Origin of the sequence: Floridaenema flaviceps BLCC-F50 (genome assembly GCF_041929275.2) — a bacterium.
Classification (GTDB): Bacteria; Cyanobacteriota; Cyanobacteriia; order Cyanobacteriales; family Aerosakkonemataceae; genus Floridanema; species Floridanema flaviceps.
The window spans coordinates 413,850-428,236 of sequence record NZ_JBHFNR020000001.1; the positions used below are offsets into that span (position 1 = coordinate 413,850).

The following is a 14,387-nucleotide window of genomic DNA, read 5'->3' on the forward strand; positions in this document are numbered from 1 at the left end:
TTAATTCAATTAACCTAATTATTATGCCCTCTAGACGAGTTTTAGTTGTTGATGATGAAGCCGATATTCGAGCAGTTATCCAAGGATGTTTAGAAGATATTGCTGGATGGAAAGTTATCTTAGCAAATTCCGGCGAACAATGCTTGGAAATCGCTGAAAAAGAACAATTAGATGGCATTTTAATGGATGTAACCATGCCAGGAATCGGAGGGATAGAAGCATTACAACAACTTCAGGAAAACGCCTACACTAAAACCATTCCTGTTGCTTTGTTAACGGCTAAAGTCTTACCAGATGAACAAAAAGAGTTTGCCAGTTTAGGCATTGTCGGTCTAATAATCAAGCCGTTCGATCCAATGACGTTAGTAGATCGGGTTTCCAGGGTTTTTGGTTGGAAAGATTAAAATTTTATAACTTCATAATATCTTCAAAATTTCATTTTAAAGTTAAGGAAAATGGCTCTATTTTCATGGTGTAATCAATTACCAAAATTTAGAAACAAAAACACACAATTCTTGGAAAAAGAACCAAATTGTTATTTAAATAACAAAATTAGAAACGATCGGACGGAGATTTAGAGAGACTACAAGCGGAAAGATACAAGCAAGCTCAACTACCAAGACTACTTCTGTACATAGAAATAGTCATAAAATAAACAGGATTTCCGATATGTTTAAAGAAGCTATTTTAGCTATGGCAACAAAACGAGTTTTAATTGTTGACGATGAACCCGATGTGCGGGCGGTTGTTCAAGGATGTTTGGAGGATATTGCAGGTTGGGATGTCGTCACCGCTGCATCGGGTCAAGAGGGTTTAGCTAAAGTTATGGTAGATCGACCTAATGCGATCGTTTTAGATGTAATGATGCCGGGAATGGATGGGCTTACCTTCTTAAGAGAGTTGCGAACTCGACCAGAAGGGCGATCGATCCCAGTAGTTCTCCTGACTGCAAAAATCAACCCAGCCGATCCGAAAATGCTTTCAGAACTGAGTATTAATGGCATTATCTCTAAACCCTTTGACCCTTTTAAATTAACTGAACAGATTGCAGACTTTCTCGGCTGGGAAATGGAACAATAATAATATTTAATAGATTCACCATCTGAGAAAGGTTAACCAATGCAATTTTTTGATAAGTTGCTGTATGCGATCGAACGTAACCAGAGTTTACTTTACGTAGCCCTCGATCCAGACTTGGACGAAGTAGTAATTGGGCAAAATGGTCAGGATCATGACCGCTTGTTAGGGCAGCTGTGGGAAAGGTTGGATTATATTATCGAACAAACCGCCGATTTAGTTTGTGCTTATAAACCGATATTAGGATTTTACCGAGCATTAGGCACGCTGGGATTAGAACTGCTAAAACGCACTTTGACGAAAATTCCCCCAGAAATTCCCGTAATTTTGGACGCGAAACACAGCGATATTCATACCAGCACAGTCTTTGCCAGAATGGTGTTTGAACAATGGCAAGTAGATGCTGTCACCTTAACTCCTTTAGCGGGACTAGATCACGTTGCACCATTTTTGGTCTATCCCGATAAAGCCGTGTTTATCCAATGCGTTCATGCTAATGCCAGTGCCGCAGCATTGCAAGAATTTCCCGATCGCGATCGTCCTTTTTATTTACATTTGGTACAAGAAGCAAAAAATTGGGGAACTCCCGAACAATTAGGATTAAAAGCAGGTGTGGCGAAGTTGGATATTTTAGCTAATATTCGCCAAGCTGCGCCGGAACGATTAATTTTGTTACAAGAAGGTGTAACCGAAAATGTTGACTTGTCGAGTATTTTAGCAGCTGGTTTAGATGCCCAAGGAGAGGGGTTGCTAATACCAGTACCGCCAGAAATTATCGAGGGAACTGGAGAAAGTACTCGTAAATCTGTGAGAGAATTACGAGATTTAGTGAATCAGGAACGTCAACGCATTGTGCAAACAAGCCCCGCTTGTAATCTCTGGCTTCCTGATGTTTTACCTTCTCTTTCTCATCCCCACCAAGATTTAATTTTGCAACTTTATGACATTGGTTGCATTATTTTTGGCGATCATGTGCAAGCTTCTGGCGCGGTTTTTCCCTATTACATTGATTTGCGAATCATCATTTCTAAACCGCAAATTTTCCATCAAATTTTAAGCGCATATTCAGAAATTTTGGAAACTTTGGAATTTGACAGAATAGCGGGAATTCCTTATGGTTCTTTACCCACAGCAACCGGGTTATCTTTGAGGTTACATCGTCCCATGATTTATCCGCGAAAAGAGGTGAAAGCACATGGAACTCAAAGAGTAATTGAAGGGTATTATCAACCAGGGGAAAAAGTTGTGGTGGTGGATGACATTTTGATTTCTGGCAAAAGTGTCATGCAAGGCGCGGAAAAATTGCAAGTGTCTGGTTTAAAAGTGGAAGATATTGTCGTGTTTATCGACCATGAAAAAGGCGTAAAGGATAGATTAAGGGAAAATGGTTATCGGGGTCATGCTGTTTTAACTATTTCCGAAATTGCTGAAACTTTACTGCAATCTGGTAGGATTGATGAGTCACAATTTAAACTTTTAATCTGATCTAGATCCCCGACTTCTTGAAGAAGTCGGGGATCTGGACAACCTATATAAGTTTTTTGCTTTTGAGAAAATAGGTTGTCATGTTGCCTTTTCCTTTGACATGAATTTGATCGCGTTTTTCAAACAAATATTTATCTTTGAGTCGTTGATATGTGGCTTCTGTAACCTGTATATAACCAGGTATTCCATGAGATTCCATGCGACTAGCAACATTAACAGCATCACCCCATAAATCATAAATAAATTTTTTCTTACCAATGACTCCAGCTACTACTATTCCTGTGTTTATCCCAATGCGAATTTGTAGTTTTTCGTCGATGCTAAGTTGAAATTGCTGCATTACATTTAGCATGGATATTGCTAAATCAGCGATCGCTTCTGCATGGTCAACTCGCGGAATTGGTAATCCTCCTGCTACCATATAAGCATCACCAATTGTCTTAATTTTTTCTAAGCCTAATTCTTCTACTAATTGGTCAAAGGTAGAAAAGATTTGATTTAATAAGTTAACTAATTCAATAGGTGGCAGTTTGGTGGAAAGTGAAGTGAAGCCAACAAGATCGGCAAACATAATTGTTACTTCATTAAAACTTTCGGCAATAACTCTGCTATCTTGTTTGAGTCTATTGGCTATAGGTTCTGGTAAAATATTGAGTAATAATAGTTCCGATCGCTCTTTTTCTAAACGTAATTCGGCTTCGGCTTTTTTGCGATCGCTAATATCCCTAGCTACCCAAATTACTGAATCTTCAGATTTTGGTGTAATGCTGGCAGAAAACCAATATTCAGTTTCATTAACTAGCAGATTATACTCAAAATTAATGGTTTGTCTTGTCTCTAGTGCTTGGTGAATTTGATTTAAGAAGATTTCGGCTTTTTCACCTACTAAAAATTCTTCAATAGTGGGACTAATAATATCAATTTCAGGTGGATATAAACGTTGGGGATTTGTCGGTGCAACATCGATATTATTGGCTTGAGAGTCAATGACTAATATGATATCAGTCATTGACTCTAAAAGGGCATTTAATTGAGCATAAGAATCGCGTAACTTGTTTTCTAATATTTTGCGATCGCTAATATCCCTAGCTACCCAAATCACTTGTTCATCTGACAAAGGCGAAATATTAGCCGAAAACCAAACCTCTTGATTATTGATCGACAAACTATACTCAAAATTGACAGTTTGTTGCGTTGCTAAAGCAGTTTGTACATGATTAAAACAAATATCAGCTTGTGCTTTTGGTAAAACTTCATGTATGGTTTTTCCTACTTGTTCGGATAAAGGTTTAAGCAGAAGTGCCGGATTTGTAGAAACAATTTTGAGGAAATATCCTTGGCGATCGACTATCAATATTACATCAGTCATTGCCGCAATAAATCCTCGGAGTTCAGCTTCCGTTGCTGCTAAAGTAGCTGTTCTTTCTGCCACTCTAATTTCTAACTCTTCATTCAGCTTTTGTAGCGCTAATTCAGCTTTTCTGCGTTCGGTAATATCTGTACCAATAGCAATAATTCCAATGAAATTATCCTCAGCATCTAATAAGCTTTTGTTTGACCAAGATACCCACACTTTTTCCCCATTCTTGCGGATATTTTCATACTCATTTTGCTCATATAATTCGGGATGTTGGACTATATCAATCATCATCGCTGCGATACTTTTTTCTCCTGTATCATTCTGGGCAATAATCGTACCAACGGGACTTTTTCCCCGGATTTCTTCTTCCGAGAAACCAAAGAATTTTTGAGCAAATTCATTAAAAAAAGTAAATTTTCCTTTAGTATCTAGTTTGACAATAATACTGTTTCCGGTTTCTACTAGTTGTCGATATTTAGTCTCACTTTGTCGGAGTAATTTTTCCGAAGAAGCGCGTTCGGTTACTGTAGCAGCTAATAACAGGGAGGTCATGGTACTTACTCCCAAAAAAGCTTGTAAAAATAGTATAGCCTGATTAATATTTTCCCCTTTAGCAATAAAAGGGCCTCCTCCATTAATCACTCCCCAAATAGCAATGCAAGAGATGAGAAAGGAAGCAAAAACAGCACCAGGCTGACCCCATTGAATAGCAGCCCAAATAATAAACGGAAAAGGTAAGTATTCTAATGGATAACGGGAAATTTCTGCTTCAGTTTTGGCTGTAAAAACAATCCAACTTACTGTGACTAATAAAATCAGTAAAACGCCAGATGCCAACCAATTTTCAGGTAAATTTATTAGGTTTATTTTATGAAAATTAATTTTTGCCTTTAGTTGAAATAAAATTAATAATAATGGGGTAAAAATCAACACTCCCATTGCATCTCCCAAAAACCAATTCCAGCGAACTTCCCAATATTGACTCCAGTCCACTAGTCCGGCTAAACACATTCGCAGTGGCCCTAAAAAGGAATTAATTTGGGTGGAAATTAGCGCACTAATAACGATAAAATTAATTACATCTCTGAGGTTATTCAGGGAAGAATGAAACCCTAAACGACGCAGGAAAGCGACTGCAAATACTGCTTGTAATGTGGAACCAAAAGCTGCTTGTAATGCTAAGGTTAATAAGGGTTTTATCCCGACAATCTCGAAGAAAAATGTTCCTAAAGCTACTCCAGGCCAATAACGCAGTCCTAATAATAATAGTGCAGCTTGGGCAATTCCTGCGGGAGGCCATACCGAAGAACCTAAGAGTGCGACACCTGGAATGGAAACCGCTAGCTTTCCTCCAACAAAGTAGGCGATCGCAACTAAAGTAACTTTGGCTAAATATTGCCCTATTCTAGATTTAGGGAATCTGTGCGATCGACTTTTATTTGAGTTCATATTAATTGGAATTTGAGAGTTTTTCTCAGGGTTATGGAACTATCGGCTACAAAGTAGATGCTGAGATCGGCAATTTAAGTGAATAATAAGACATATTATCCAGTAAGCTCATCTATAAATAGAAAGATTTACAAGCTATTTTAAAATGAAAAAGTTGATTTGTCGCTAACATGAAGATAATTAGCGAAAATGAGACAAATAGGCACAATAGTTTTAATAATTAACTAGCTTTTTGCGAAAGCATCATTTGACGTTGCTGTGCTGTGTGAATAAAAGTGCGAAAAATTCGCTGTTGACGGGCATCATTTAAGGATATTTCAGGATGCCATTGAATAGCAAAAGCCCAAGGATGATCCAAATGTTCTAATGCTTCAATAACTCCATCTGCTGCTTTTGCTGCTAAACGCCAACCTTTGGGTATATTACTAGCAGCTTGATGATGCCATGAAACAACTTTTGTTTCTTCGACACCCATAATGTTAGCCAGATGAGTTCCCGGAATGATTTGTACTTTATGTTCAGCAGGGCAACTTTGGGCTTGGCGATGAATGATTTTCTCTCCAAATTCATCGGGTAAATGTGGTACTAATTTGCCCCCGCTAGCGACTACTAATATTTCTAATCCGCGACAAATTCCTAAAATAGGAATATCTGTTTCTAAGGCTAATTTTGCTAGGGATAATTCAAAGCGATCGCGTTCCTTATTCACATTATAAATCTCTGGATGCTCGGCACCATTGTAAGTAGCAGGATCGAGATCGCCACCTCCAGAAAACACAATTCCATCTACCCATTCTAAAATACTATTTAAGTTAGGTTCGCCCGGTGGTATTAACATTGGCAACCCACCTGCTAAACGAATTGCTGTTATATACTCATGCCGTAGACAGTAGTCATTTGTTTTATTTTGAATCGATGTGGTAACGCCAATTAAAGGTGGGTGAAATTTCATAAAACTTTTCTTTAAATCGGTGAGTGAGTTTTGTTCTATAAGATAGTATTCCCTAATAGGGTTCAATTCTATCAGTTGAACTTTATTTATAAAGTTTATATTTTAAATTGGTAACTGCTGAGATTTTTGTATCGGGAGATACTAAGCAGAAAGATTCAGGAATAAAAATCATCATCCAGAAAAATTGCACCACTAATTGAAATTACATCGTAAATTTATCAATTATGCTGTCTAGAACACCCGAATTTTATACTTGGTTTGCTATGATATTAGTTTATCATACAGAGTCAACTTTATGGAAAAACCCACAACAACATCTAAATACAAACATATTGTTCTCACATCTCATCCGGGTAGAACGAGTCAAAAACCAGTGTCAATTAATTGGGGAGAAATTGACGGAATGAAACGCGGGCCTATTATTGGAACTTTAACAAATCCTGCCCAAAAAAATGTAATTGGCACTCATTCTGGCTCTTATTCAGTTTATCGCGCTTTGGCGATCGCTTCCGGTTCACTGCAAGCAAATCATCGCCCAGATTTAACTAATACTTCTCCTGTAGTTCATATTGGCCCTTATCCTAGTTGGTCCGATCCAGATAAAATAGTTTCTCTCGATCCTTTTGGTGCCGTAGTCGGCGAAGTTTTCCAAGACTACTATCAAAAAGAATACGACATTCGCCCGACAATTGCCATTACTAAAGCTCATATTAATATGCCAGAATTGCAAGAGGTGGTCAATCAAGGAATTTTGCAAGTTGATGGCAAAATTTTGAAGGATAATGGCAATTTAGTAGTTACCAAAATAGCAGTCGATCCTGTTTGGTATTTACCCGGAATTGCTAAAAGATTAAACGTGCAAGAAAGCTATTTGCGGCAAGTGCTGTTTCAACAAACTGGTGGGATGTTTCCTGAATTAGTAACTCGCCCAGATTTGCACGTTTTCTTACCTCCAATTGGCGGCAATACTGTTTACATAATTGGCGATGTAGAAGCAATTACTGACCCGGATAAATTATTAGCAGTTCGGGTGCATGATGAATGTAATGGATCTGATGTTTTTGGTTCTGATATTTGCACTTGTCGCCCTTATTTAGTACATGGAATTGAAGTGTGTATTCAAACAGCACAAGCTGGTGGTGTGGGAGTAATTGTTTATTTAAGAAAAGAAGGCAGGGCGTTAGGAGAAGTCACTAAGTTTTTGGTTTATAATGCCAGAAAACGCCAAGAAGGTGGCGATCGCGCAGATGCCTATTTTACCCGTACCGAATGTGTCGCTGGCGTGCAAGATATGCGCTTTCAAGAATTAATGCCAGATGTGTTACATTGGTTGGGCATTACGCGGATCGATCGCCTAGTTTCCATGAGCGATATGAAGTACAATGCCATTGTTAATTCGGGAATTCAAGTAATCGAAAGAATCGCTATTCCTGACGATCGAATTCCTGAAGATGCACAGGTAGAAATTGCAGCAAAACAAGCAGCTGGTTACTATACTCCTAATACTGTGCCAGATGCGATCGCACTTTCTCAAATCAAAGGCAGAAGTTTATCAGAATAGGTATTGGGTAGTTGGTAGTTGGTAGTTGGTAATTGCTCAGGAATTATGAGAGAATAGGTAATCATCTTTTACCAACTACCTAACAATGGAAAGACCAGATTTCGAGAAGTTAAAAGTTTATCAACTATCTGAAAGTTTAGCAGATGCAATTTGGCAAATAGTTGAAGGCTGGCATAGAATAGCTCAAGATACAGTTGGCAAACAAATTATTCGTGCTGCTGATAGCATTGGTGCCAATATAGCCGAAGGAAGAGGTCGTTACAATTTCTCAGATAATCGCCGTTTTGTAAGAATGGCAAGAGGTTCATTAAATGAAACAAGACATTGGTTAAGACGTGCTTATAGACGGAATCTATTAACAACTGAACAAGTAAATCAACTAAAACCAATCATTGATGAATTATCTCCTAAAATAAACGCTTATTTAAAATATCTTGACAATGCTGTAAAACAACAAAGAGGAAATAATGATTAACCATTCCAACTACCCACTACCAACTACCCACTACCAACTACCCAAAAATGCAAATTATTGATTATTTACGAAGTCCAGAGGCAATTCGGGAAAGGTGCGATCGCATTTTTACTCTAGCATTAGATGATAAATTGCCCTACTTTCGCATTGATTTAAGCAAGTTGGAAAAGTGCGCTGATTATGTTATTCAAGTAATGCGCGATGATTATCCAAATTTAGATATTCCTTTTCATAGTCGCTGGCGACATTTTGAGGTAGGAAATGTTTCTCGCATCACTGAATTAGATGCAGCTTTGGCAGAATTTTCCCCTCTGGAAAAAGCGAAAGTTAAGTTTGATTTGGCAATTATTAGCGTTTTATTAGATGCTGGCGCTGGCGCAAATTGGCAGTATTTTGAACAGGAAAGTGGGCAAGTATTTCGCCGTTCGGAAGGGTTAGCTGTTGCCAGTTTTCGGATGTTCTCTCAAGGTGCTTTTTCTAGTAATCGTGATTTACCTTTACAAGCAGATGCTAAAGCATTACAAACTTTAGAGTTAACCACATTGCAACAAGGATTTCAAGTAACTGAGAATAATCCTTTAGTTGGGGGAGAAGGAAGATTAAAATTACTGCAAAGTTTGGGAACAGTTTTAACCCAAAACATCGAAATATTTGGTCAAAAAAATCCCCGACCCGGAAATATGGTAGACTACTTATTAAAACAGGGAAATCATCAATTAAGTGCTAGTCAAGTATTAAAAGCAGTTTTAACAGGATTAGGCGAAATTTGGCCTGGGAGATTGACAATTGATGGAGTTAATTTAGGCGATGTTTGGATTCATTCAGCTTTGGGGGGAGAGGAAGAAAGCGATCGCTTTATCCCCTTCCACAAACTCTCCCAATGGTTAACCTATTCTCTATTAGAACCTTTGCAAGAATTAGGTTTAGAAATTACTGAATTAAACCAATTAACAGGTTTACCTGAATATCGCAACGGTGGGTTATGTTTAGATATGGGTTTATTACAATTGAAAAATCCCGAAGATTTGCAAAAAACTCATCCTGTAGAGTCAGAATTAATTGTAGAATGGAGAGCGTTAACCGTTTGTTTGCTCGATCGCATTGCGATCGCAATTAGAGAAAAGTTAAACATGACTGCCACAGAATTACCATTAGTCAAAGTTTTGCAAGGCGGAACTTGGACTGCTGGGAGAAAAATTGCCTTAGAATTAAGAACAGGTGGCATTCCTCCCATCAAAATTCACAGCGACGGAACCGTATTTTAAAAGGTAGATAATGAAAGAAGTTACTATAATTAACCATCCCTTAATCCAACATAAATTAACATTAATGCGGCAAGTAGACACCAGCACCGCAAAATTTCGCAACCTTTTAAGAGAAATTGGCATATTATTGGCTTATGAAGTAACCAGAGACTTACCCCTAAAATATGTAGAAATTAAAACCCCACTATCTCCCATGTCTGCACCCATGTTAGCCCCAGAAAAAAAGATGGTAATTGTCTCCATTATGCGGGCAGGACAGGGAATTTTAGATGGTATTTTAGAATTAATGCCCTCAGCTAGAGTCGGACATATTGGACTATATCGAGATCCCACAACATTAATGGCAGTAGAATATTACTTTAAAATGCCCCATGATATTGAACAACGAGATGTATTAATCGTAGATCCCATGTTAGCAACTGGGAATTCTGCGGTTGCAGCAGTAGATAGATTAAAAGAACTCAATCCTTTATCAATGAAATTTTTGTGTTTATTAGCTGCACCCGAAGGAATTGCCCATTTTCACGAACAACATCCCGACATACCAATTTACACAGCAGCAATAGATGAATATTTAGACGAACAAGGTTATATTATTCCCGGTTTAGGTGACGCAGGCGATCGACTTTACGGTACAAAGTAGCAAGCAGACAACAGATCCCCGACTTCTTTGAGAAGTCGGGGATCTCGCTTTCTAGATCCCCGACTTCTTTGAGAAGTCGGGGATCTCGCTTAATAGTTTTTCTGCTTTTGGCAAATAAAAGAGTACCCCAAGCGGGTACTTTCAAAAGCTAAAGTAAGCAACTAAAAAGTAAGTAGCACTCTGAGAAAAGTGTTTTACTAGCCAATAGCAGAATTACCCAATTATGGAACTTTTCCCCATAGATAAAAACGGTCAATTATTCATTTCCCCAGATATAGACGACTGGCAACCTATTATTGACAGTGGCATTAATGTAATTTTCGATCTTGATGGTGACTCGGATGTAGGTGTTCCATACCTATCTAATCAAATTCTCTATATTTATTTCCCCTTTGAAGATCGAGATTTACCTAATTTAAAAAGGCTGCACTCGCTGGTCAGACTCGGCGCAAGTTTAGTGAAAAGTGGGCATCGGGTATTAGCTCATTGCGGGATGGGGCACAATCGATCGGCTTTAGTAGCTGGATTAATTCTGATGTACCTTGGTATGAGCGGTATTGATGCAGTAGCTCTGTTACGCCAAAAGAGACGGGGCGCTCTCTACAACAAAGTTTTTGCTTCCTATTTGCAAACGCTATCTTTAGTTAGTGAAACTTATTTAGAATTGGATGCTTTCCCGGAAGCTGCTTAAACTTTCAACTTCGTTGCTTCACTAACTCCACCGCTAACTCTATAGCTGCTTTCATACTTGTAGGGTTAGCAATACCTTTACCTGCAATATCAAAAGCTGTACCATGATCGGGAGAAGTGCGAACAAAAGGTAAACCAATAGTAGTATTAATTGCTCGATCGAACGCCATCAACTTCACAGGAATTAAACCTTGATCGTGGTAAAGCGCAAGATATCCATCATGAGTTGATAGAGGGGTACTACTATGATTACCAAACCAAGCTTGACCCGGTTTTACCCACATTGTATCGGGAGGAATCGGACCATCTAAAACTAAATCCGATCGCCTTTTCCTCTCCCATTCCAACCAAGGATTTAACCAATACTTCTCTTCATTACCTAATTTTCCCTGCTCCCCGCTGTGCGGATTCAAACCAGCAACCGCAATTCTCGGTTGAGCAATGCCAAAATCATGCTGCAAACACTCTACCAACAAATCTAATTTCCGACTCATTAATTCCGGTGTCAGCACTTCGGAGACTTGACATAAAGGAATATGTGTGGTAGCAAGTAAAGTGCGGAGAGTCCAGCCAGTGTGAGGCGATCGCGCCACAAACAACATCCCAAAGCGTTCCACACCAGACATTTGCGCCAAAAGTTCAGTTTGACCAGGGTAATCATGTCCAGCCGCTTGCCAAGCAGACTTGGCGATCGGTCCTGTGACAATACCTTGGAACTGATTTGCTAAAGTTTTGGCGATCGCAGTTTCCAGAAACGCAAAACCGATCGCCCCACTAGCAGCATTACCACAACCAAAAGTAATTTCCCCCTCTAAATCAGGAAATTGCACATCCAAAATAGACAGAGAATCTGGATGGGCCAGACTTTCCCCTGGCAGAATCTTTTGTAAATGAGAGTAGGTTTTTTGGAGTAGCGATCGACTACCCACCACAGTCACCCGACAACTTTGGGTCACACTAGGATCAGCCAGAGCCTTCAGAATCACCTCTGGCCCAATACCCGCTGGATCTCCCAACGTCACCGCCAAACAAGGACGCAAATCATCATTTCTGAGTATCGAGCCACTTTCTGTAAAGAAACTTTGTTCTGTTTTCATTTTTCCCATCCACCCCAACTCTATTAGGGAGAGATCCCCCTCGCTGTTTTATACTAACTTTGCGGGTTTGAAATCATCACAAAGGCAAAGGAGCGTTTAACTAATGAGCGGTGAAATCTTTAATGCAGCATTCTTGGCTATTGTCCTAGTGCTTGTAGGCTTATCAATGGGCTTTGCATTATTGAAAATCCAAGGCAAAGAAGAGTAGAAGTAGGGAGGTGGGGGGGTGGGGAGGTAGGGGGATGGGGGGAGATAAAAGCGCTAGATCTCTCCCCATCCCCCCATCCCCCCATTCCCCAAAAGAAGAAGCATTAATGAGCAAATTCTGATAACATCTTATAGAAAGTTTAAAATTCTTTACTAAAATTCGGGATGAGCTTATTAATCGTCGGTGCCACAGGCACCTTGGGAAGGCAGATAGCCCGTCGCGCCCTAGATGAAGGACACCAAGTTCGCTGTTTAGTCAGAAGTTCTAAAAGAGCAGCTTTTTTAAAAGAATGGGGCGCACAATTAGTTCTTGGTGACTTGTGCGATCCGGCAAGCTTACCCCCAGCCTTAGAAGGTGTAACAGCAATTATTGATGCTGCTACTGCTCGTCCCACAGACTCCCTGAGCATTAAACAGGTAGACTGGCAAGGCAAAGTAGCATTAATTCAAGCTGCCAAAGCAGCGGGTGTGGAACGTTTCATTTTCTTTTCCATCTTGGATGCGGAAAAATATCCCCAAGTCCCACTGATGGAAATTAAACGTTGTACGGAACTATTTTTGGCAGAATCAGGTTTAAACTACACCATTCTCCGCCCCTGTGGTTTTATGCAGGGATTGATTGGTCAGTATGCAGTTCCCATCTTAGACAAACAGGCAGTTTGGGTAACTCAGCAAAGTGCCCCCGTTGCTTACATGGATACTCAAGATGTAGCTAAATTTGCCGTTCGCGCCTTGTCTGTTCCCGAAACTGAAAAAGGTACTTTTCCGGTTGTGGGAACAAGAGCTTGGACAGCTGAGGAAATCATTCGCTTGTGCGAACGTTTATCTGGACAAGAAGCTAAAGTTACCCGCCTACCGACGAACTTAATGCGTACAGCACGTCATGTGGCTCGGTTTTTCCAATGGGGCTGGAATTTAGCCGATCGATTAGCTTTTGCCGAAGTTTTAGCGACAGATAAACCATTCAATGCTTCAATGGAAGCAGTTTATCCTGTTTTTGGCTTGAATCCAGAAGAAACGACTACCTTGGAAGCTTACTTACAAGATTACTTTAGTCGGATTTTGAAGAAACTCAAAGAGTTAGATTATCAAGCTAGCCAAACGAAAAATAAAAAGAAAAAAACGTCTTTAAGATTTTAGAGAACTACTAAAATCGTTTATCATATTGACCAAAAAACGGACTTTTTCGCGTGCCCAAAGCTGGGATTATTTATAACGACGTTAAACCTGTAGCTTGTCGTGTTGCTGGCGAATTAAAAGACCAGCTAAAAGCTGCTGGATGGGATGTTGTCATGACCACAGGTGCAGGCGGTATTCTTGGCTATGCTACTCCCGAAAGCCCAGTTTGCCACACGCCTATCGACCTATTAAGCCCTCCTGGATTTGACAAAGAAATGTCTTTTGGCATCGTCTTGGGAGGAGATGGCACTGTTCTATCAGCGGCTCGTCAAGTGGCATCCATTGGAATTCCTTTGTTGACTGTAAATACGGGTCACATGGGATTTTTGACCGAGACATACCTGAATCAATTGCCTTTAGCGATCGAAAAGGTAATGGCAGGAGAATATGAAGTTGAACAGAGAACCATGATTGCAGTGCGGGTGTTTCGGGACAATGCAATGTTATGGGAAGCCCTTTGTTTAAATGAAATGGTGATTCATCGGGAACCACTGACTAGTATGTGCCACTTTGAAATTAAAGTGGGTAAACACGCATTGGTTGATGTTGCCGCCGATGGGGTGATTATTTCTACTCCTACTGGTTCAACGGCTTATGCTTTAAGTGCTGGTGGGCCAGTAATTACGCCTGATGTGGAAGTATTACAATTAGTGCCTATTTGCCCTCATTCAATGGCTTCCCGTGCTTTGGTGTTTGCTAATACTGAGCCTGTGACGATTTTTCCGGTAAATTTAGAGCGACTGGTAATGGTAGTAGATGGCAATGCTGGGTGTTATGTTTTACCAACTGATTATGTTCTGGTAGAAAAGTCTCCCTACTGTGCCCGGTTTATTCGCTTACAATCACCTGAGTTTTTCCGAGTTTTACGCGAAAAATTAGGTTGGGGTTTGCCTCATGTTGCTAAACCTACTTCGGTAGAGTTGCCTTGATTAAGGGGACTCGCTTAG

Annotated in this window: 14 protein-coding genes; 11 read left to right on the top strand and 3 right to left on the bottom strand. The window is 39.8% G+C overall.

Annotated features, from left to right (window positions below; translation table 11 throughout):
* Positions 1-23: 23 nt before the first annotated feature.
* The 3 genes from ACE1CI_RS01935 to ACE1CI_RS01945 all read left to right on the top strand — a co-directional run bounded on the left by ACE1CI_RS01935 (position 24) and on the right by ACE1CI_RS01945 (position 2,562).
* Positions 24-404 carry a response regulator gene (locus ACE1CI_RS01935; RefSeq protein ID WP_413268125.1) on the top strand — a complete coding sequence of 127 codons (381 nt, stop codon included), beginning with the start codon at positions 24-26 and terminating at the stop codon, positions 402-404.
* Positions 405-669: 265 nt separating this feature from the next.
* Complete coding sequence (locus ACE1CI_RS01940; protein ID WP_413268126.1) at positions 670-1,080, top strand: response regulator; 411 nt, start codon at positions 670-672, stop codon at positions 1,078-1,080.
* Positions 1,081-1,119: 39 nt separating this feature from the next.
* Positions 1,120-2,562, top strand: a complete 1,443-nt coding sequence (locus ACE1CI_RS01945; RefSeq protein ID WP_413268127.1) for a bifunctional orotidine-5'-phosphate decarboxylase/orotate phosphoribosyltransferase — start codon at positions 1,120-1,122, stop codon at positions 2,560-2,562.
* A gap of 43 nt (positions 2,563-2,605) precedes the next feature.
* Here the strand turns inward: ACE1CI_RS01945 and ACE1CI_RS01950 are convergent, their stop codons facing one another.
* Positions 2,606-5,371 (bottom strand): adenylate/guanylate cyclase domain-containing protein, encoded by a 2,766-nt coding sequence (locus ACE1CI_RS01950; RefSeq protein ID WP_413268128.1) that lies wholly within the window; start codon positions 5,369-5,371, stop codon positions 2,606-2,608.
* Positions 5,372-5,591: 220 nt separating this feature from the next.
* Positions 5,592-6,323, bottom strand: coding sequence for a gamma-glutamyl-gamma-aminobutyrate hydrolase family protein (locus tag ACE1CI_RS01955; protein ID WP_413268129.1), 732 nt, complete (start codon positions 6,321-6,323; stop codon positions 5,592-5,594).
* A 295-nt stretch (positions 6,324-6,618) separates the two neighbouring features.
* Between ACE1CI_RS01955 and ACE1CI_RS01960 the strand changes: the two genes are divergently transcribed.
* From ACE1CI_RS01960 to ACE1CI_RS01980, 5 genes are all read left to right on the top strand, one after another.
* A complete protein-coding gene (locus tag ACE1CI_RS01960; RefSeq protein WP_413268130.1) occupies positions 6,619-7,884 on the top strand; it encodes a GTP cyclohydrolase II in 1,266 nt (421 codons plus the stop codon).
* Between the two features lie 85 nt (positions 7,885-7,969).
* Entirely contained in the window at positions 7,970-8,359 is a 390-nt protein-coding gene (locus ACE1CI_RS01965; protein WP_413268131.1) for a four helix bundle protein, read from the top strand.
* A gap of 47 nt (positions 8,360-8,406) precedes the next feature.
* Positions 8,407-9,624, top strand: a complete 1,218-nt coding sequence (locus ACE1CI_RS01970) for a URC4/urg3 family protein (RefSeq protein WP_413268132.1) — start codon at positions 8,407-8,409, stop codon at positions 9,622-9,624.
* 10 nt (positions 9,625-9,634) lie between these two features.
* Positions 9,635-10,267 (top strand): uracil phosphoribosyltransferase, encoded by a 633-nt coding sequence (gene upp / locus ACE1CI_RS01975; protein ID WP_413268133.1) that lies wholly within the window; start codon positions 9,635-9,637, stop codon positions 10,265-10,267.
* 223 nt (positions 10,268-10,490) lie between these two features.
* Complete coding sequence (locus ACE1CI_RS01980; protein WP_496615194.1) at positions 10,491-10,958, top strand: phosphatase domain-containing putative toxin; 468 nt, start codon at positions 10,491-10,493, stop codon at positions 10,956-10,958.
* 4 nt (positions 10,959-10,962) lie between these two features.
* Here ACE1CI_RS01980 and pdxA read toward each other — a convergent pair whose 3' ends face one another.
* Positions 10,963-12,054 (bottom strand): 4-hydroxythreonine-4-phosphate dehydrogenase PdxA, encoded by a 1,092-nt coding sequence (gene pdxA / locus ACE1CI_RS01985; protein WP_413268135.1) that lies wholly within the window; start codon positions 12,052-12,054, stop codon positions 10,963-10,965.
* A gap of 103 nt (positions 12,055-12,157) precedes the next feature.
* Between pdxA and petM the strand changes: the two genes are divergently transcribed.
* From petM to ACE1CI_RS02000, 3 genes are all read left to right on the top strand, one after another.
* Positions 12,158-12,262, top strand: coding sequence for a cytochrome b6-f complex subunit PetM (petM, locus tag ACE1CI_RS01990; protein WP_073594361.1), 105 nt, complete (start codon positions 12,158-12,160; stop codon positions 12,260-12,262).
* A gap of 164 nt (positions 12,263-12,426) precedes the next feature.
* Complete coding sequence (locus ACE1CI_RS01995; RefSeq protein WP_413268136.1) at positions 12,427-13,401, top strand: SDR family oxidoreductase; 975 nt, start codon at positions 12,427-12,429, stop codon at positions 13,399-13,401.
* A gap of 50 nt (positions 13,402-13,451) precedes the next feature.
* Positions 13,452-14,369 (top strand): NAD(+) kinase, encoded by a 918-nt coding sequence (locus ACE1CI_RS02000; RefSeq protein WP_413268137.1) that lies wholly within the window; start codon positions 13,452-13,454, stop codon positions 14,367-14,369.
* Positions 14,370-14,387: the final 18 nt, after the last annotated feature.